The organism is Fundidesulfovibrio agrisoli, from assembly GCF_022808715.1.
Lineage (GTDB): Bacteria > Desulfobacterota > Desulfovibrionia > Desulfovibrionales > Desulfovibrionaceae > Fundidesulfovibrio > Fundidesulfovibrio agrisoli.
The window spans coordinates 200,519-218,010 of the sequence record NZ_JAKZKX010000003.1; the positions used below are offsets into that span (position 1 = coordinate 200,519).

At 67.4% G+C, this 17,492-nt stretch carries 15 protein-coding genes; 5 read left to right on the top strand and 10 right to left on the bottom strand.

All coding sequences use genetic code 11. The features are described from left to right. Window positions 1-48 precede the first annotated feature (48 nt). From MLE27_RS03655 to MLE27_RS03675, 5 genes are all read right to left on the bottom strand, one after another. Window positions 49-1,314 (bottom strand): Nramp family divalent metal transporter, encoded by a 1,266-nt coding sequence (locus MLE27_RS03655; RefSeq protein ID WP_243310529.1) that lies wholly within the window; start codon window positions 1,312-1,314, stop codon window positions 49-51. A 58-nt stretch (window positions 1,315-1,372) separates the two neighbouring features. Continuing rightward, window positions 1,373-1,621 (bottom strand): hypothetical protein, encoded by a 249-nt coding sequence (locus tag MLE27_RS03660; protein ID WP_243310530.1) that lies wholly within the window; start codon window positions 1,619-1,621, stop codon window positions 1,373-1,375. A gap of 175 nt (window positions 1,622-1,796) precedes the next feature. Next, window positions 1,797-2,894 (bottom strand): HD domain-containing phosphohydrolase, encoded by a 1,098-nt coding sequence (locus MLE27_RS03665; protein WP_243310531.1) that lies wholly within the window; start codon window positions 2,892-2,894, stop codon window positions 1,797-1,799. A gap of 165 nt (window positions 2,895-3,059) precedes the next feature. Further along, window positions 3,060-4,358 (bottom strand): phosphopyruvate hydratase, encoded by a 1,299-nt coding sequence (eno, locus tag MLE27_RS03670; protein WP_243310532.1) that lies wholly within the window; start codon window positions 4,356-4,358, stop codon window positions 3,060-3,062. A 37-nt stretch (window positions 4,359-4,395) separates the two neighbouring features. Beyond that, window positions 4,396-5,193, bottom strand: a complete 798-nt coding sequence (locus MLE27_RS03675; protein WP_243310533.1) for a type III pantothenate kinase — start codon at window positions 5,191-5,193, stop codon at window positions 4,396-4,398. Window positions 5,194-5,318: 125 nt separating this feature from the next. Between MLE27_RS03675 and MLE27_RS03680 the strand changes: the two genes are divergently transcribed. Both MLE27_RS03680 and MLE27_RS03685 read left to right on the top strand, forming a co-directional pair. Then, complete coding sequence (locus MLE27_RS03680; protein WP_243310534.1) at window positions 5,319-6,389, top strand: hypothetical protein; 1,071 nt, start codon at window positions 5,319-5,321, stop codon at window positions 6,387-6,389. 4 nt (window positions 6,390-6,393) lie between these two features. Beyond that, the gene (locus tag MLE27_RS03685) at window positions 6,394-8,943 is read left to right on the top strand and encodes a hypothetical protein (RefSeq protein ID WP_243310535.1); all 2,550 of its coding nucleotides are present in this window, start codon (window positions 6,394-6,396) and stop codon (window positions 8,941-8,943) included. Between the two features lie 95 nt (window positions 8,944-9,038). On the opposite strand, the gene MLE27_RS03690 is transcribed toward MLE27_RS03685, so the two are convergent. From MLE27_RS03690 to MLE27_RS03700, 3 genes are all read right to left on the bottom strand, one after another. After that, complete coding sequence (locus MLE27_RS03690; RefSeq protein WP_243310536.1) at window positions 9,039-9,788, bottom strand: L,D-transpeptidase family protein; 750 nt, start codon at window positions 9,786-9,788, stop codon at window positions 9,039-9,041. Between the two features lie 441 nt (window positions 9,789-10,229). Then, the gene (locus MLE27_RS03695; protein ID WP_243310537.1) at window positions 10,230-12,350 is read right to left on the bottom strand and encodes a DEAD/DEAH box helicase; all 2,121 of its coding nucleotides are present in this window, start codon (window positions 12,348-12,350) and stop codon (window positions 10,230-10,232) included. Window positions 12,351-12,513: 163 nt separating this feature from the next. After that, window positions 12,514-13,077 (bottom strand): porin family protein, encoded by a 564-nt coding sequence (locus tag MLE27_RS03700; RefSeq protein WP_243310538.1) that lies wholly within the window; start codon window positions 13,075-13,077, stop codon window positions 12,514-12,516. Window positions 13,078-13,334: 257 nt separating this feature from the next. Between MLE27_RS03700 and MLE27_RS03705 the strand changes: the two genes are divergently transcribed. From MLE27_RS03705 to MLE27_RS03715, 3 genes are read left to right on the top strand one after another with little or no spacing between them, the layout of a single operon-like run. Continuing rightward, window positions 13,335-14,093 (top strand): hypothetical protein, encoded by a 759-nt coding sequence (locus MLE27_RS03705; RefSeq protein ID WP_243310539.1) that lies wholly within the window; start codon window positions 13,335-13,337, stop codon window positions 14,091-14,093. Next, window positions 14,090-14,881, top strand: coding sequence for a glutaminyl-peptide cyclotransferase (locus MLE27_RS03710; protein ID WP_243310540.1), 792 nt, complete (start codon window positions 14,090-14,092; stop codon window positions 14,879-14,881). The genes MLE27_RS03705 and MLE27_RS03710 overlap by 4 nt, the downstream gene beginning before the upstream one ends. After that, window positions 14,878-15,120 (top strand): hypothetical protein, encoded by a 243-nt coding sequence (locus tag MLE27_RS03715; RefSeq protein ID WP_243310541.1) that lies wholly within the window; start codon window positions 14,878-14,880, stop codon window positions 15,118-15,120. The genes MLE27_RS03710 and MLE27_RS03715 overlap by 4 nt, the downstream gene beginning before the upstream one ends. A gap of 83 nt (window positions 15,121-15,203) precedes the next feature. On the opposite strand, the gene lgt is transcribed toward MLE27_RS03715, so the two are convergent. Next, window positions 15,204-16,004, bottom strand: coding sequence for a prolipoprotein diacylglyceryl transferase (lgt, locus tag MLE27_RS03720; protein ID WP_243310542.1), 801 nt, complete (start codon window positions 16,002-16,004; stop codon window positions 15,204-15,206). Between the two features lie 9 nt (window positions 16,005-16,013). Then, a complete protein-coding gene (locus MLE27_RS03725) occupies window positions 16,014-17,342 on the bottom strand; it encodes a tetratricopeptide repeat protein (RefSeq protein ID WP_243310543.1) in 1,329 nt (442 codons plus the stop codon). Between the last annotated feature and the right edge of the window lie 150 nt (window positions 17,343-17,492).

Consider the following 17,492-nt stretch of genomic DNA (forward strand, 5'->3'; position numbering starts at 1 on the left):
CCCGCCGTATCCGCCTGGAACCCGGTGGGCGGGCTGCGCCGCCCGCGTTCAGCCCCCCAGAATGTCCACCAGCAGCAGCACGTTCAGCGCGATGACCACCGCGGCGACGGCGGCCAGCAGCACCGTGGTGGAGCGGTCGTTGGCCCATTTGCCCATGACCTTCTTGGAACTGGTCAGGTAGAGCTGCAGGAGCACCGTGAACGGCAACTGGATGGAGAGCACGATCTGGGAGACGATGAGCCCCTGGAACGGGTTGGGGATCGCCAGGATGAGCAGGTAGGCCGCGAACAGGGTGATACCCACGCCCACCTTGGTGTGCACGTCGCGGATGTTGTAGGGCTCGTTGAAGATGCCCGCGAAGATCGCGCCGCCCGCCATGCCCGCCGTCACCGAGGAGGCCACGCCCGCCAGCAGCAGCGCCAGCGCGAACACGATGGCGGACGCGCCGCCCACCAGGGGCACCAGCAGGCTCTGGGCCTGCTCCAGCTCCGTGACCTGCGCGCCGGAGCTGTGGAAGGCCGAGGCCGCCAGCAGGATCATGGCCGAGTTGATGGCCCAGCCCACGATCATGGAGACCAGCGTGTCCATGAACTCGTACTTGAGCTGATGGTGGATCACCTCGTCGTTGTCCAGGTTCCACTGCCGGCTCTGGATCACTTCGGAGTGCAGGAACAGGTTGTGCGGCATGACCACCGCGCCCAGCACGCTCATGATGACCGGGATGGAACCCTCGGGGAAGCTGGGCACCACCCATCCGGCGGCGGCGCGCAGCCAGTCCACTTCCACCATGGCCAGCTCGAACACGAAGGAGAGCCCGATGAGCGAGACGAAGCCGATGATGACCCGTTCGAGGCGCTTGTAGGAGTTGGCGAACAGCATCCAGCTCACCAGGGCCAGCACCATGAGCCCGCCCAGCCACAGCGGCAGGCCGAAGATCATGCGCAGGGCGATGGCCCCGCCCAACAGTTCGGCCAGGGCCGTGGAGACCGAGGCCAGCACCGCCGAGCCCAGCAGCGGGCGCGAGGCCCAGGGCGGCAGGTGGCGCGACGCGCCCTCCGAGAGGCACAGCCCGGTGGCTATGCCCAGGTGCGCGGCGTTGTGCTGCAGGACGATGAGCATCACCGTGGAGAGCGTGACCATCCACAGCAGCTTGTAGCCGAACCCGGCGCCAGCGGCCACGTTGGAGGCCCAGTTGCCGGGGTCGATGAAGCCGACTGTGACCAGCAGGCCCGGGCCGATGTATTTCCATATCTCCAGGGCCATGAAGCGCGGCTTGTGCCGCGCCCGGAGATCGGCCAGTACCTTGGTGAACATGAGGATTCCCGAAGAAAGGGAAAGCGCCCCGTGGCGCTTTCCCGTTGTTTGCGGCCGGCTACTTCTTGTTTATGGCGTCCAGGTATTCTTCCGCCGCCTTGGAGACGACGTCGTAGAAGCTGGGCTCTTTCTCGGGGTGCCCCGGGCGGACCTCGTCGGCGGCTTTGGTGGCCTTGCTCATGGCCTCGTCGAAGGCTGCGGGCTCCATGCCGCTGAGCTCCAGGGCCTCCTCGCGGGATATGACGCCCATCTGGGCGAAAACCGCCGCTGTGACACCCATCACCTTGCGGACATTCTCCTTGGCCATCTGAATCCCTCCTCTTGCTTGCGCCCGGGCTCCAAAGGCCTCGGGCGGGGTTGCGATTCGGCCCGGGCACAACGCCCGGGACAGGCGCGCCCAGGCAGCGTGTGTTCCCGGAAGGGGGAGCGGAGCGGGGCGCGAGCCAGGAGGGCCCGCCGCGCCGGATGGCTCGAGGCAGGGCTCAGTCCTGGAATTTCCGTTGAATATCCAGAAAGTCCTCAAGATTGTCCAGAAAAAGTGCAAAGATTCCCGGATCGAAGTGGGTGCCCTCCACCTGGGAGCGGCGCATGATCGCGAGCGCCTGCTCGTTGGTGTAGGCCTCCTTGTAGGGGCGGGCGGTGGTCAGGGCGTCGAACACGTCGGACACGGCGCAGATGCGCCCGGGCAGGGGGATGCCCTCCCCGGCGAGGTTCATGGGGTAGCCCGTGCCGTCCCAGCGCTCGTGGTGCGAAAAGGCGATCACCTCGGCCACCTGGAGCAGCTCCGAATGGGATCCTTCCAGGATGTTGCGCCCGAACACGGTGTGGTTCTTCATCACCGTCCATTCCTCCGGGGTGAGCTTGCCGGGCTTGAGCAGGATGGAGTCGGGCACGCCCATCTTGCCTACGTCGTGCATGGGGCTCGCCTGGCGGATGAGCTCCACCACGTGCGGGGGGAGGCCGGCCAGCTCGGCCAGGCGCGCGGAGTAGCCGCTCATGCGCTTGATGTGGCTGGCGGTGTGCTCGTCCTTGTATTCGGCGGCGGAGGCCAGGCGCAGGATGGTCTCCAGGTGGGACGCCTGGAGGGTGTTCTGCATCTCGCGCAGGTTGTCCACGGCAAGGGTCAGGGCCTGGGTGCGGACGTCGACCATCTCTTCGAGCCTGGCCTGGTAGCTGATGAGCTGGTCCTGGGAGCGCTTCATGCGCAGCATGGAGGCCATGCGCACACGCAGCTCGGTCTTGTCGATGGGTTTGGCGATGAAGTCGTTGGCGCCGGACTCCAGGGCCTTGAGCCTGTCGTCCCGGCTGGTGAGGGCGGTGACCATGACCAGGGGCACGGAGCCCCACTCCTTGACGGCCTTGATGTTGCGGGCCACCTCGAAGCCGTCCATGCCGGGCATGAGCACGTCCAGCAGCACCAGGTCCACGTCGGAGTCCATCAGCTCCAGGGCCTTCCTGCCGCTGTCCGCCAGGACGGGGACGCAGCCGAACTCGCGCAGAAAGCTCCCGAGAACCCTGAGGTTCACGGTCTCGTCGTCGGCGACGAGGATGCGCCTGCCCTGGAAGGGGTCGTTGTCCATGAAACATCCCGTGGAAATGAATCTGGAAATCCTATGCCATCGCGTTGCGGATGGCAATGTCGGCTGTGCGTCCGGTGACGGCGGAAAGGCGAAGCGGGGCGGAGGGGGAGTCTGAAAAAAAAGCCGGGGAGGCCCAAGTGCCTCCCCGGTGCGGTATGCGGGGGCTTATTCCTCGTCTTCGGGGAACCACTGGGCGGCCATGACAGGGCCGTAGTACAGGGCCTCGTCCTCCAGCTCCTCCTCGATGCGCAGCAGCTGGTTGTACTTGGCCAGCCTGTCGGAGCGGCACAGGGAGCCGGTCTTGATCTGGCCGGAGTTCACGGCCACGGCCAGGTCGGCGATGAAGGCGTCCTCGGTTTCGCCGGAGCGGTGCGAGATCACCGTGGTGTAGGCGGCCTGCTTGGCCATCTCGATGGCGTCCAGGGTCTCGGTGACGGTGCCGATCTGGTTGAGCTTGATCAGGATGGAGTTGGCGATGCCCTCGTTGATGCCGTCGGCCAGGATGTCCGGGTTGGTGACGAAGATGTCGTCGCCCACCAGCTGGGTGGTGTCGCCCAGCTTGTCGGTGAGCTCGCGCCAGCCGTCCCAGTCGCCCTCGGCCAGGCCGTCCTCGATGGAGATGATGGGGTACTTCTTGGTCAGGCCCAGGTAGTAGTCGATCATCTCGGTGGAGGTGAACACGCGGTTCTCGCCCGAGAAGGCGTACTTGCCGTCCTTGTAGAACTCGGAGGCGGCGGCGTCGATGGCCAGGGCGATGTCCGGGCCGGGGCGGTAGCCGGCGGCCTCGATGGCCTTGAGGATGTACTCGAAGGCCTCCTCGTGGGACTTCATGTTGGGGGCGAAGCCGCCCTCGTCGCCCACGGCGGTGAGGTGGCCGTCCTTGGCGAGGATCTTCTTCAGGGAGTGGAAGGTCTCGGCGCCCATGCGCAGGGCGTCGGCGAAGGTGTCGGCGCCCACGGGCACGATCATGAACTCCTGGATGTCCAGGTTGTTGGGGGCGTGCGCGCCGCCGTTGATGATGTTCATCAGGGGCACGGGCAGCACCTTGGAGTTCACGCCGCCCAGGTAGTTGTACAGGGGCAGGCCCAGGAAGTTGGCCGCGGCGCGGGCAGTGGCCATGGAGACGCCCAGGATGGCGTTGGCGCCCAGGCGGCCCTTGTTGTCGGTGCCGTCGAGCTCGATGAGCAGGTTGTCCAGGGCGGTCTGGCGCAGGGCCTCCATGCCGACCACGGCCTCGGCGATCTCGCCCTGCACGTTCTCCACGGCGCGGGTCACGCCCTTGCCGCCGTAACGGCCGTCTTCGCCGTCGCGCAGTTCGACGGCCTCGCGGGTGCCGGTGGAGGCTCCCGAGGGCACGGCGGCGCGGCCCACGGCGCCGGAATCCAGGGTGACTTCGACCTCCACGGTGGGGTTGCCGCGGGAGTCCAGAATTTCCCGCGCCCAGACAGCGGCGATAGTGCTCATGTTCGATTCTCCTTGTGGGATCGTTTTCCGATGTTTTTCAGGTTCTCCGGCGGGCGGCGGGAGCCGCCACCTCCTCATACACGAGACGCAGCCCGTCGAGAAGAAGTTCCGGCCTGACGTTGGCGATGGCGGGGCAGACGCGTGCCAATTGCGGGGCGAAGCCGCCCGTTGAGATCACGGTGACGGGTTCGCCCAGGTGGTTCTCCAGGCGGTCCAGGATGCCCTCCACCAGGGAGGCGAACCCGAAGAGCAGCCCCTGGTTCAGGCTCTCCACGGTGGAGCGGCCGATGGTCAGCTTGAGCGACTCCGGCTCCAGGTCGATCTGGGGCAGCTTGGCCGTGTCCTGGGCCAGGGCCCGCGCCGAGGAGAGCACCCCCGGGCAGATGAGCCCGCCCAGGTAGCTCTGGCCGCGCACCACGTCGAAGGTGGTGGCGGTGCCGAAATCCACCGAGACCACGCAGTGGGTGCTGGCCACGCGGCGGGCCGCGTAGGCGGCCACCAGCCTGTCCGCGCCCACCTGTTCGGGGCGCTCGTACAGGTTGGCCAGGGGCACGGGGATGTCTTCCGGCACGAAATGCAGGGGCCTGCCGATGAAGCGGTTGCAGGCCTGGCGCAGCATGGGGTTCACGGGGGGAACCACGCTGATGGCCAGGATGGCCTCCAGGCTTTCGGGGGCCAGGGCCTCGCGGGCCAGCAGCGCGGCCAGGTCCAGCCCGAGCTGGTCGGCCGTGCTGGAGCGCGGCGTGGGCAGCACGTAGGACGAGAGTCCGGACTCCTTGCGGTAGAGTCCTATCTTGATGTTTGTGTTGCCGATGTCGAAGAGGAGCAGGGCCATGTGGGTCTCCGGGCGAGCCGGGTGTGTCGATGGGTCGTATCCGACCTCAGGTAGACTATTTTCGCGTTCTTGAAAAGGTGATAGCCGTGGGTATTGGCGCCGTTTACTCGCAATAAGGGGCTCTTATGGATCCTACCTCGCTGATACCGCCGGCGGACGCCCTGCCCGCCGCGCCGTGGCTCTTGCGTCTGCTGCTGGACGCCACCTTCGCGGTGCACCTGCTGCTCATGAACGCCATGCTCGGCCTGACCCTGCTCGGCTTCGCGCGCTCCCTGCGCCAGTCCGAGGGGGTGGCGCGCCAGGCCTCGCTGGTGCCCACCCTCACGGCCCTGACCGTGAACGTGGGCGTCGCCCCGTTTCTCTTCCTCCAGGCGCTCTACGGTCAGTTCCTCTACGTGGGCTTCATGCTCATGGGGGTCTACTGGGTGGGGCTGGTGCTGGCGGTGATGGCGGCCTACGGCCTGGCCTACCGCCAGAAGTACGCCCTGGGCCACACGCCCCACGGGCGCTCCGGCCCGCGCGGAACGCTGGCCTGGGGGGCCATGGCGCTGCTCATGCTCTACGCCTCCCTGGTGCAGGTCAACAACGCGCTGCTCCTGCAGCGGCCGGATTTCTGGAGCGGCTTCTTCCAGAACGCCACCGGCACCATGACCGCCTTCGCCGACCGCACCTTCGTTCCGCGCTGGCTGCACTTCGTGTTGGCTTCAGTCTCCATGGGCGGGTTGTGCCTGGCCATGGTGGGGCGCGGCCGCTCCCGCCGGGGCGACCCGCACGGGGCCGCGCTGCAGGCCGAGGGCATGCGCTGGTTCAGCCACGGCGCGCTGGCAACGGCCGCCGTGGGCCTGTGGTGGCTCATCAGCCTGCCGCGCGAGGCCATGCTCGCTTTCATGGGCGGCCACGCCCTGGGCACCGGGCTGCTGCTGGGCGGCGTGGCCTCGGCCGGCGCGGCCGTGGCCTTCGGGCTGCGCGGCAAGGCCATCCCGGCCGCCTGCGGGGCGGTTGCCACCGTCGGCTTCATGGTGCCCCTGCGCGAGGTTCTGCGCATGATCCAGCTTTCGCCCCACCTCAACGAGGCCGCCATGCCCGTGCGGCCCGAACCCACCACGGTGGCCATGTTCCTGGGGTGCATGGGCATATCCCTGGCGGTGGTCTGGTGGGCCGCGGCGCGGCCAGTTCCCGACAGGAAGGGGGCGTAGCTCCATGGACTATCCCATTCTGCATTGGAACTGGTGGGGCGGCGGCCTGCTCATCGCCCTGGTGGCCACGATCCACGTGTTCATCGCGCATTTCGCCGTGGGCGGCGGCCTGTTCATAGCCGTGATGGAGACCCGGGTGCAGCGCCTGGGCCTGGGCACCCTCAAGGACTACCTCCGCCGCTACGCCAAGTTCTTCCTGGTGTTCACCATGGTGGTGGGCGGGCTCACGGGCGTGGGCATCTGGGTGGTGATCGCCATCGGCGCGCCCGGGGCCACCTCGACGCTCATCCACTCCTTCGTGTTCGGCTGGGCCACGGAGTGGACATTCTTCCTGGCCGAGATCGTCACCCTGCTGGTGTACATGAGCTCCTTCGAGGCGGAGCGCTCCACCCGGCGGCTCATCCTGGCCTGGCTCTATTTCGCCTTCGCCTTCGGCTCGCTCACGGTGGTGCAGGGCTTCATCTCCTACATGCTGACCCCCGGGGAGTGGCTGGCCACCCAGCGCTTCTGGGACGGCTTCTTCAACCCGACCTTTGTGCCCGGGCTGGTGTTCCGCGCCGCTTTCGCGGCCCTTGTCGCGGGCGTGTTCGGCCTGATAACCGCCCAGGGCGTCGAGGACGAAACCGAGCGCAAGCGGCTCTCCCGCTTCTGCGCGGTGTGGACCATCCTGCCCCTGCCGGCGCTGGCCGCGGCGGGCTGGTGGCACATCGCCGTGCTCTCGCCGGAGCAGCAGACCCTGGCGCTGGGCCTCTCCCCCGAGGTCGCCTCGGGCATGAAGGCTTTCTGGTGGGCCTCGCCCTTCGTGGTGGCGGGCGGCGCGATGCTGGCGGGCGGCGTCTCCCGCGAGGTGGCCCGCCCCGTGGCCATCGCGACCATGCTGGCCTCCTTCTGCGTGCTGGCCTCCTTCGAGTACATGCGCGAGGCCGCGCGCAGGCCGTACCTCATCACCGGCTACATGTACTCGAACGGCATCCCCGTGGCCCGCGCCGGGGAGCTCAACGCCAAGGGCGCGCTGGCTTCCGCCAAGTGGAGCAAGGTCAAGCAGGTCACGGACGAAAACCGCATGGAGGCCGGCCGCGAACTCTACTACCTGGAGTGCTCCAGTTGCCACAGCCTGGGCGGCCCCATGCTGGACATGCTGCCCCGCAGCGCCAAGTACTCCGCCTTCGGCATGGAGGCCCTGCTGACCGGCATGGGCAAGATCGGCACCTACATGCCGCCTTTCCTGGGCACCCCGCAGGAGAAAACCGCCCTGGCCGCCTGGCTCACCGAGGGGCTTCACGGCCCCCGCAAGGAGGAGGCCCCCAAGTTCCCGCAGGCTGTCGACGCGGTGCCCGTGTTCACCGACGACACCCCCTACGTGCTCACCGCCGCGCCGGACCGGGGCATCAACCTGCTCTCCGACGCCGACGGGCAGTGGACCCTGGGCGTCGGCACGCAGGGGCTCACCGCGCAGCTGATCCGGCGCGACATAGCCCCCGAAGCCGTCACCAAGGGCGTCACCATGACCTACACCGTGGCCGACGGCCAGGCGGGCAGCCTCCAGCCCCAGGGCAACGCCTTCCGGGCCGAGCTTATCCCGGTGTCGCCCTATCCCAAGTCCGGCGGGTTCCAGCCCTATCCGGTGGCCGAGGTCAACGCCTACGACGAATCGGGCAAGCTGCTGGCCAGCACCAGAGTGGTGCTGCCCGTCTCCACGGAGCTGGGCTGCCGCAACTGCCATGGAGGCCCGTGGAAGCGCGGCGTGGCGGGCATAGCCCCCCCCACCGGGCGAGACGTTCTGGCCGCGCACGACAGGCTCTCGGGCACGCGCCTTTCCAAGCAGTCCGGCACGCTGGAGTGCCGCTCCTGCCACCGCGACGCCATCCAGGCCAATGGCCAGCCCAGTGGCCAGCCCGCCGCCCAGCCCGGCACGGGCGCGAATCCCGGCGGCCCCGGCAGGACCATGAGCCTCTCCGCGTCCATCCACGGGCTGCACGCGGTTTATCTGGCCGGGCAGGGGGCCAAGGCCTGCGACGCCTGCCACCCCACCAGCCCCACCGGGGCCACCCGCGCCTTCCGCGACCCGCATCAGGAGGCCGGGCTGGACTGCACCAACTGCCACGGCGCGCTGGAGGACCACGCCCTCTCCCTGCTGACGCGGGAGAAGGCCCTGGGCGCTCCGGCCGCGGGCAAGCTCATGGGCCTGATAACGCCCCGCGACGCCCAGCCCGTGCCGCGCGAACCCTGGGCGCAGGAGCCCCGCTGCCTGACCTGCCACGTGGACTACGGCCCGCCGCAGGGCATGCAGGCCTACGGCACCTGGAGCAAGGACCGCGCGGCCCTGTTCAAGAACTCCCGCGACGAGATGGGCGCCATGGCCTGCTCCGGCTGCCACAGCTCGGCGCACGCGGCCTATCCGGCGCGGAACCCCTACGGAAAGATACGCGACGTGCTCCAGCCCATGCAGTACCAGAAGAACACCAACGCCCTCGGTTCGCCCAAGACCTGCAAGGTCTGCCACACCATGGACATGGACGCCCCGGCGCACCACCCGGGCATGGGCCTGGACTGAGCGCTGCTCACGCCAACGCCAACGGCCGGGAAGAGGCATGCCTCTTCCCGGCCGTTTGTTTTTGTGCAGCCGCGCAGTGTGATCGAGCCGAAAGGTCAGGGAAGCTTCAGATTGGCGGCGAAGCGCGCGTACTCCTCGCGGGGCAACTGGACCAGCAGGGGGGAGAGGGCCGGGTCCAGCCAGGCGGCCACGCGCTCCATGTCGGCGCGGTCCATGGCGGTGCAGCCGGAGGTCGTGGCCCCGGGGGCGCGCCAGATGTGCAGGAAGATGCAGGAGCCCGCTCCGGGCGCGGCAGGGGCGGGGTTGTGGGCCACCACCAGGCCCAGGGCGTACAGGTCGTCCTTGCGGCGCATGAGTTCGGAGCTGTTCCACGCGCGCGAGGGGGCCGCCGAAGCGTCCAAGAGGACATTGTACTGCGGCGAGGCGGCGTCGTCCACGCACTCCAGCGTCCCGGTGGCCTGGACGTAGGGCATGCGCAGGCCCGTCGGCGGGGCCTTGTCGTAGCCGAAAACCGGCCCCAGCCTGAACACGCCCGCCGGGGCGCGTCCGTCGCCCTCCCGCTTGCGCGGGCCGTCCGCCGGGGTCTCGTGCAGGCCGATCCCCCAACCCAGGCCCTTGGGGCCGAGCATGACCGGAACGGACGGGCCGTCCTGGTGCCATGAGCCGCCCGCATCGCGGCTGTGGAGGCTCAGGCTGGCGCCGGTGCAGCTCCAGCAATCGCTGGTGACCACCACAAGCTGCCTGGAGGCGGCCAGGGCTTCTTCCAGCGCGGCGGCGGACGCTGGGATGACAGTCAGGAGTACGGCGGCGAGCAACAGCGCGGCCATGAGCGGGAAGTGTTTCATGGGGCGAGGATGCAGCCCTCGGGGGTGCCCGTCAAGGGCCTCTCAGTGCGCCACCTGCCCTGCCTCGTTTCGAATGCGGAATGTTGTGGTTGTACCGGCCCCGGCCTCCCTGTCCGCCGCCGCGCGGACAGATATATTTGAAGATATCCGCCCCCGCGGCGGCGGACAAAGAGGCCGGAGCCGCACCCCGGACCAGCGCGGCAACTATTGTAGATAACCGCCTCGCGCCCGGAGGTGTTTCCCGCTCCTTGCCTTCCAAAGAATTCGCTTGAGACCGCCCACGCAGGCGGAATGAACGCGAAGCGGAACGGGATTGCAAAGGGAGGAACTCCCTTTGCCCGCCGGAGGCATCTTCCCTCCCTCTCGCCTTTCCCAACGCTCCAACAAAAAAACGGCCGGGTTCCCCCGGCCGGTCTCGATGCGTTTGTCTTGCGGCTGCTTCTAATCCCAGTCGATGCCCTTGCCGTCTCCGTAGGTGGAGTCGAACTCGAAGGTGGGCACGGCCTTCTTCTCAGCCTTCTTTTTGGCGGGCTTTTCGGCAGGCGCGCCTTCGGGCTTGGCCTCGGCTGCCTCGCCGGACTTGGCTTCAGTCGCCTTGGCCTCCCCGGATTTTCCTTTGCCGCGCGAGCGCGAACGCGAGCGCGACCTGGACTTGGGCTTGGCCTCGCCGGCGGGGGCGGCCTCCTCGGCGGGAGCGGCGGCCTCGGCGGCGGGCGCGGGCTCGAAGTCCTCATAGACCTCGGCTGATTCGTCCTGGGCCGACTCCCCGGCGGCCATGGCGGCCTCGCCCGAGCCGGGCTTCTTGCGGGAGCGGCGGCGGCGGCGCCTCTTCTTGCGCACCTCGCCCTCTTCGCCGGCGGGAGCGGCGGCGGGGACGGCCGTCACGGCTTCGACGTCGCCAGCCCACTCCGTGGAGAAGTCCTCCATCGTGGTGAAATCGGCGGGAGCGGGAGCGGCAGCGGCCTGGGCCTGGGGCTCGGCCTTGGGCTGGGCCGGAGCTTCGGGCTTGCGCTCGCGCCGGGGTTTTTCCTCACCGCGCTGGCGGTCTTCGCTGCGCGGCTGGTCCTCGCGGCGGGGGCGGTCTTCGCGGCGGGGACGCTCCTCCCTGCGGGGACGCTCTTCGCGGCGCGGGGCGGCCTTGTCGCCGCGCCGGGCCGTGGAGGCGGCGCCTTCGGGCTGCTCGGGCACGGCGTGCAGGGTGGCCTGGTAGCGCTCGTCCAGGAGCATGGCCAGGAGGGACACGTCCTCGGAGGAGCCGAGCTCCTGCGCCAGGGGCAGGAAGCGCTTCAGGCGCACCTGCTTGAGGGGGGGCAGGGCGCGCAGTTCTGCCTCCAGGAGGGCGGTCATCCTGGCGGAGACCACGGCGGAGACGTCGTCGTCCGTGGGGGCGGGGCGCTTGACCAGGTCGATGCCGAAGCGCTGGCCGATGCGGCCCAGGCCCAACTCCTCCATGATGTTCACCAGGGTGATGGCCGTGCCGGAGGCTCCGGCGCGGCCGGTGCGCCCGGCGCGGTGCACGTAGGACTCGGGGTCCTCCGGGGGTTCGTACTGGAAGACGTGGGAGAGATCGGGGATGTCGATGCCGCGCGCGGCCACGTCGGTGGCCACCAGGAAGCGCAGGTTGCCCTTGCGCAGCCTGCCCATGACCTCCTCGCGCTTGGCCTGGGAGAGGTCCGCCGAGAGCTCCTCGGCGTCGTAGCCGAAGCCTTTGAGCACCTCGGTGATGTAGTGCACGTTGGCCTTGGTGTTGGAGAAGATGATGGCCGAGACCGGGTTCTCGATCTCCAGCAGGCGGACCAGGCAGCGGTCCTTATCCATGCCGGGTGACTCCACGTACTGGTGCAGGATGTTGGCAACGTGCACCTGGGTGGAGGAGAGCGAGAGGAAATTCGGGTGGTCCATGAACTCTTCGGCCAGGCGCAGCACGTGCGGCGGGTAGGTGGCCGAGAAGAGGAAGGTGGAGACGCGCCGCTTGGGCAGGTAGCGCTTGATCTCCTTCATGTCGGGGTAGAAGCCGATGGAGAGCATCCTGTCGGCCTCGTCGAACACGAGCACGCGGATGCCGTCCACGGTGAGGTTGCGGCGCAGCAGGTGGTCCAGGATGCGGCCGGGGGTGCCGACCACCAGGTGCGCGCCCGCGCGCAGGGCGTCGGTCTGCGCGCCGTAGCCAACGCCGCCGTAGACCGAGGCGATCTTCAGGCCGGTGCCCGCGAACAGGGTCTCGGCGTCGGCGGCCACCTGGCCCGCCAGTTCGCGGGTGGGGCAGAGGATCAGGGCCTGGGTCTGGGGCTGCTCCACGTCGAGCAGGTGAAAGATCGGCAGCAGGAAGGCCCCGGTCTTGCCGCTGCCGGTACGCGACTGGACCATGAGGTCCTGCCCGGTGAGCAGATACGGCAGCGACTTGGACTGCACGGGCATGAGCGCGGTCCAGCCAGCGCGGCCCATGGCCTCGCGCAGGGGCTCCGGCAGTTCCTCCAGGGCCATTTCGGGCAGGGAGGCTTCGGGCTCGACGAGGGTCTCGAACTCAGGGGGAGTGGTCTGGGAGTCTTTGGTGTTGTCCATAGATGGTGTCGTTTTGGGATGTCGCGCAAGGCGCGCGCCATTCTCTAACAGGAACGCGGAGCAATTGACAGCGTTTCTATGCAACCGCGGCGGGAGGCCAAAAGGAACCGGCCGCGCCAAGGGGCCGCGGCCGGAAGTGATGACGGAATCAGGCGAAGGGCTGTTAGAACCCGTACTTGAGCGCCAGGTTGCCGCCCCAGTTGTCGGAGCCCTTGTCGGTGAACTCGCCGATGTGCTGGTAGCGGCCGGCCACCTGCATGGACAGCGCGTTGACCAGGTACACGTTGAAGCCGATCTCGGCCGCCTCGGTCATGTTGGAGGTGAAGCCGTTGCGCGGGATGTTCACGTTGGAGAAGAAGCCGCCCAGGCCGATCCCGGCGAACACGGAGATCTTCTCGTCGGAGATGAAGTGGTAGCGCGCCCATGCGATGGGGCTGAATGCGCCGACGTTCTCGTAGGTGGTCGCCCCGCTGTAGGGATAACGCTTCTGCGTTACGGAATACCCGAGACCCTCAAGGCCCAGGGCAAAGCCATCCACAAAGAAATATCCAGCTTCCGCGCCGTAGGAGAACATGGAGCTGATATTCTTGTTGGAGTTGGCGTAAATGCCCACCTTGGGCTCCAGGTAGACGGTTCCAGCAGTGGTGCCCGCGTTCGCCAGGGCGGCGCAGAGCCCGAACGCGGCCATAAGGGCCAGGATCGACATGGTTTTCAATGTGGTTCTCATGGTTTTCCTCCTTCTGTTGAAAGCAACAGACCGTCCAACAATAACACCCTCCCGGAAGTGTTGTCAAAGGGTGCGCGCACTGGGGGAAATGCTTTGGGGCCCATCTGTAACATGCTTACGCAACTGTAAGGTTGCGCCGGGCCGCATCGCTGCCTGATGGGGCGAACCCCGCAGGGGGGTGGTCAAGCGCGGCGGCTTTGCGTAGATTCGCCACGCCCCGGAAGGCCGGACGGGCCCGGGGGCGAACGGGGGCTTCGATGTTCAAGAAATTGTTGTCAAACCTGAGCTGGAAGCAGTCCGTGGCCCTGGTCACGGCGGGGTTCGCCCTGGCGCTGCCGCTCGTGCACATGCTGATCTTTCGCGACGGCTACAACCTGGGCTTCTACTGGGCGCTGGACCTCTGCTTCGTGCCGGTGCAGGTTCTGGTGGTCACCCTGATCGTGGAGAACGTGCTGGGCGAGCGCGAGCGCGCGGCCAAGTTCCACAAGCTGAACATGGTCATTGGGGCCTTCTTCAGCGAGGTGGGCGGCGAGGCCATCCGGCGCATCAACGAATTCTGCGGCGACCTGGACGAGGCGCGCGCACGCTTCGCCGTGGACATGCACTGGGGGCACGAGCAGTACCAGGAGGCCCTGGCCTTCGCCCGGGGCAACAGTTGCAGGCTGGACCACGACGAAACCAGGATGGAGGAGCTCAAGCTTTTCCTGCTGGAGAAGCGCCAGTTCGTGCTGGGGCTGCTGCAGAACCCCAACCTGCTGGAGCACGACAGCTTCACGGACCTGCTCTGGGCCCTGTGCCACCTCACCGAAGAGCTGGCCGCGCGCCCGGGGCTGGAGGGCCTGCCCCCGGCCGACGTGGAGCACCTCAAGGGCGACATGCGCCGGGCCTTCAACCTGCTGGTGGTGCAATGGTTGGCCTACATGGAGCACCTCAAGCGCAGCTACCCCTACATCTATTCCCTGCAGGTCCGGCAGAACCCCTTCAAGCAGGACCGCAACGTGGTGGTGCAAGGATGAAGAAGTTCCACGCGATGTTCAGGGCCGTGCGGCTTTCCCTGCCGGTCCTGCTGGCCCTGGCGCTGCTTGCCGCGCCCTGTTCCGCCGGAAATTTGACGTACAGCGTCACGGCCGTGCTGCCGCACGACCCCCAGGCCTTCACCCAGGGCCTGGTCTTCAGCCAGGGCTACTTCTACGAGAGCACGGGGCTCAACGGACGCTCCAGCCTGCGCAAGGTGGAGCCCGCCACCGGGCGCGTGGTGCAGAAGCGCGACCTGCCCGCCAAGGACTTCGGCGAAGGCCTGGCCCTTGTTGGCGCGGACCTCATCCAGCTGACCTGGACCACGGGCAAGGCCTACGTCTACGACGCGGCCAGCTTCCAGCCCAAGGCCGAGCTGCCCCTGGACACCCAGGGCTGGGGCGCTGCCGCCACCCCCTTCGGCCTGCTGACCAGCGACGGAAGCGACACCCTGACCTGGCGCGACCCCGCCAGCATGAAGCCGGTGCGCACCCTGCGCGTGGCGGACGGCCAGAAGCCCGTGACAGAGCTCAACGAGTTGGAGTGGGTGGATGGCTGGATACTCGCAAACGTCTGGCATGATGATCGCATAGCAGTCGTTTCACCGGCCACCGGGAAAGTGGCCGCCTGGATCGACTGCGCCCAGTTGCGCGCCAGGACCCAGGGCCTGCCCGACGAGTCGGACCTCAACGGAATCGCCTGGGATCCGGCGACCCGCAGGCTGTTCGTAACCGGGAAGCTGTGGCCGAGCATCTATGTCTTGTCCCTGGAGGGGCTGCCGAAACCATGAGAAAAGCCAAATGCAAGCACTGCCGCTACTGGAAAGGCCCCATCCCCTACGAGCACCGCTACTGCCCGCCGGAGGAGATGCTCAAGGGCGAGTGGGGCTTCTGCAAACGCCACGCGCCCAGGCCCAAGGTCGACAACGTGGAGGCCGTGCGCGGCAAGACCTATATCGCCCTCTGGCCGGAGACCCTGGCCGAGGACGTCTGCGGCGAGTTCGCCCTGATCCCCTTGCAGAAGGAGTAGCAGGCCTCCGCCGCCCCGCATGAACGAAGAAGCCCCCCGCGCCTGGTGCGCGGGGGGCTTTTTGTTTTACGGCGCCGAACAGGCTAGGCGTCGGGCTTCGAGGAGGCGGACCTGCCGCGCAGCAGCAGCGCCGCGCCCACAAGGACCATGGGCAGGGAGAGCAGCTGGCCCATGGTCAGCCAGCCCCAGGCCAGGTAGCCCAGCTGGGGGTCGGGCTCCCGGATGAGCTCCACCAGGAAGCGGAACAGGCCGTAGAATGCCAGGAACATGCCCGTGACGTGCCCCCTGGGGCGCGGCTTGGCCGAGTAGAACCAGAGGATGAGGAAGAGCGTGAGGCCCTCAAGCCCGGCCTCGTACAACTGGGAGGGGTGGCGCGGCACGCCGCCCGCGCGCGGGTCCGGGAAGAGCACGCCCCAGGGCATGCCGGTGGGGCCGCCCCAGAGCTCGCCGTTGATGAAGTTGCCGATGCGCCCGAAGAACAGGCCCGGCGGGGCCAGGGGGCACAGGAAGTCGCCTATCTCCAGGAAGGTCTTGCCGTGCTTGCGCGCGAAGATCCAGACCACCACGCACAGCCCGATCATGCCGCCGTGGAAGCTCATGCCGCCGTTCCAGATCTGGAAGATGGCCAGCGGGTCGGAGAGGTAGACGCCCAGGTCGTAGAAGACCACGTAGCCGAGGCGCGCGCCCAGCACCAGGCCCAGCACGCACCAGGTGATGAAGTCGTCCACCATGGCCGGGGTCCAGCCCGAGCCGGGGCGGGCGGCGCGCCGCCTGCCCAGCAGCCATCCGGTGACGAACCCGGCCAGGTACATCAGGCCGTACCAGCGCACCTGCAGAGGCCCGAGGCCGATGGCCACGGGATCGAAGTCGGGGTGTTTTATCATGGAGGGGGTCTATATCTCGCGCAGCAGGTTCTTGGCGCGCTCGAACCCCGGGTTGAGCTCCAGGGCCTTGTGCAGAAACTCCACGGCGAGCTCCTTGCGCGCGGCGCGCAGGTACACGGTGGCGATGTTGAAGCAGACGGTTTCGCCCGCGGTCCACAGGTCGGGGTTGGTGCGAAGGGCCTTGTCCAGGTAGTTGAAGGCGTCCTGGAATTCGCGGCCTTCGCTGTAGGCCATGGCCATGTTGTAGTAGAGCCCGGCGTCGTTGGGCGAGATCTTGAGGGCCCTGCGGTATTCCTCGATGGCCTGGTCCCACTTGCCCTGCTTGCGCAGGGTGATGCCGAGGCGGTTGAAGGTCTCGATGTCGGACTTGTCCAGGATGCCCTTCTTGGCTTCGATGGACTGGCGCAGGTATTTCTCGGAGATTTCCGGAGCGTTTGAGATGCAGTGCTCCGCGATGGTCCTGGTGACGCGCCCCACCTGGGCCATGGCCTCCCTGGTGGCGAGCTTGATGGCGTCGTCGAAGATCTCCACGGCCTTTTCCCGCTCGCCCAGGTTCATGTAGTTGTCGCCGATGGAGATCTTGCGGTCCACGTTGAGGGGGGAGAGCCTGTCCAGCCGTTCGAGGAACTTGGTCTCCTCCCGGACGTTGCCGGTGACCTTGTGCAGCTCCGCGATCTTCTTGATGGGGTCGAGGAACAGCTTCCCGTTCTTGGAGGCCTCTGTGTAGGCCGTCAGGGCCTGGTCCATCATCTCGCGGCCCTTGAAGCTGTCGCCCAGCACCAGCAGGGCCGCCGGGCTGCCCGGCTTGAGCTCCAGGATCTTGCGGGCCACGGACTCGGCCTCGGAGTGCTTGCCGTTCTCGTTGAGCTTCTTGCCCAGGTCGATCAGTTCGCCGATCTGCCCGCGCGGCTTCACGGTGAAGGCCACCTTCTCGATGAGCATATCCGGGGAGATGGGTTTGGTGATGACGTTGTTGGCCCCGATCTCGTGCATGTAGATCAGTATCTCGCGGGCGACCTCGCCCGTGAGGATGATGATGAGCACGTCAGGGTATTGGTTCTTCAGGAACTGGACGAGGTCGTGGCAGTATTTGCCGTTGATTTCGCGTTCGACGAAGAAGACCACCTTCCGGCCCTGGCCGACGAGAAGTCGGAGTTCCTTGTAGAGCTGCTCCTGGGTGGTGACGTTGTGAACGCAGTCGTCCTTGATATGCAGATGCCGCAGCAGGGTGCTGCGCAAATTCTTGTTGAAGTGTGGATCGTGGGACAGCACCAGGAATACGCCCCTCTGGTCGAGGATGAATTCCCGGACGTCCTCATCGTACACTTTCGGCTTCATCAAATCCTCCGCGAGACAATGTATCATGCCGATATGTATCGCTATGGGGGGCTTTCGCCCTGTGCTAGCGGCGTGCGGCGATGATATCTTAATGAGTGGCCCGGAAAAGGCAAGCGACTCCTGATGCCGAAAAAGGGAGCCTGAGCGGCG

Coding starts and splice junctions, on each gene's coding strand:
- MLE27_RS03665 (WP_243310531.1), bottom strand. CDS start 2,894: ATGGACAACGACCCCTTCCAGGGCAGGCGCATCCTCGTCGCCGACGAC.
- MLE27_RS03700 (WP_243310538.1), bottom strand. CDS start 13,077: ATGAGAACCACATTGAAAACCATGTCGATCCTGGCCCTTATGGCCGCG.
- MLE27_RS03695 (WP_243310537.1), bottom strand. CDS start 12,350: ATGGACAACACCAAAGACTCCCAGACCACTCCCCCTGAGTTCGAGACC.
- MLE27_RS03685 (WP_243310535.1), top strand. CDS start 6,394: ATGGACTATCCCATTCTGCATTGGAACTGGTGGGGCGGCGGCCTGCTC.
- MLE27_RS03710 (WP_243310540.1), top strand. CDS start 14,090: ATGAAGAAGTTCCACGCGATGTTCAGGGCCGTGCGGCTTTCCCTGCCG.
- eno (WP_243310532.1), bottom strand. CDS start 4,358: ATGAGCACTATCGCCGCTGTCTGGGCGCGGGAAATTCTGGACTCCCGC.
- MLE27_RS03655 (WP_243310529.1), bottom strand. CDS start 1,314: ATGTTCACCAAGGTACTGGCCGATCTCCGGGCGCGGCACAAGCCGCGC.
- MLE27_RS03725 (WP_243310543.1), bottom strand. CDS start 17,342: ATGAAGCCGAAAGTGTACGATGAGGACGTCCGGGAATTCATCCTCGAC.
- MLE27_RS03680 (WP_243310534.1), top strand. CDS start 5,319: ATGGATCCTACCTCGCTGATACCGCCGGCGGACGCCCTGCCCGCCGCG.
- MLE27_RS03675 (WP_243310533.1), bottom strand. CDS start 5,193: ATGGCCCTGCTCCTCTTCGACATCGGCAACACAAACATCAAGATAGGA.
- MLE27_RS03690 (WP_243310536.1), bottom strand. CDS start 9,788: ATGAAACACTTCCCGCTCATGGCCGCGCTGTTGCTCGCCGCCGTACTC.
- MLE27_RS03660 (WP_243310530.1), bottom strand. CDS start 1,621: ATGGCCAAGGAGAATGTCCGCAAGGTGATGGGTGTCACAGCGGCGGTT.
- MLE27_RS03715 (WP_243310541.1), top strand. CDS start 14,878: ATGAGAAAAGCCAAATGCAAGCACTGCCGCTACTGGAAAGGCCCCATC.
- MLE27_RS03705 (WP_243310539.1), top strand. CDS start 13,335: ATGTTCAAGAAATTGTTGTCAAACCTGAGCTGGAAGCAGTCCGTGGCC.
- lgt (WP_243310542.1), bottom strand. CDS start 16,004: ATGATAAAACACCCCGACTTCGATCCCGTGGCCATCGGCCTCGGGCCT.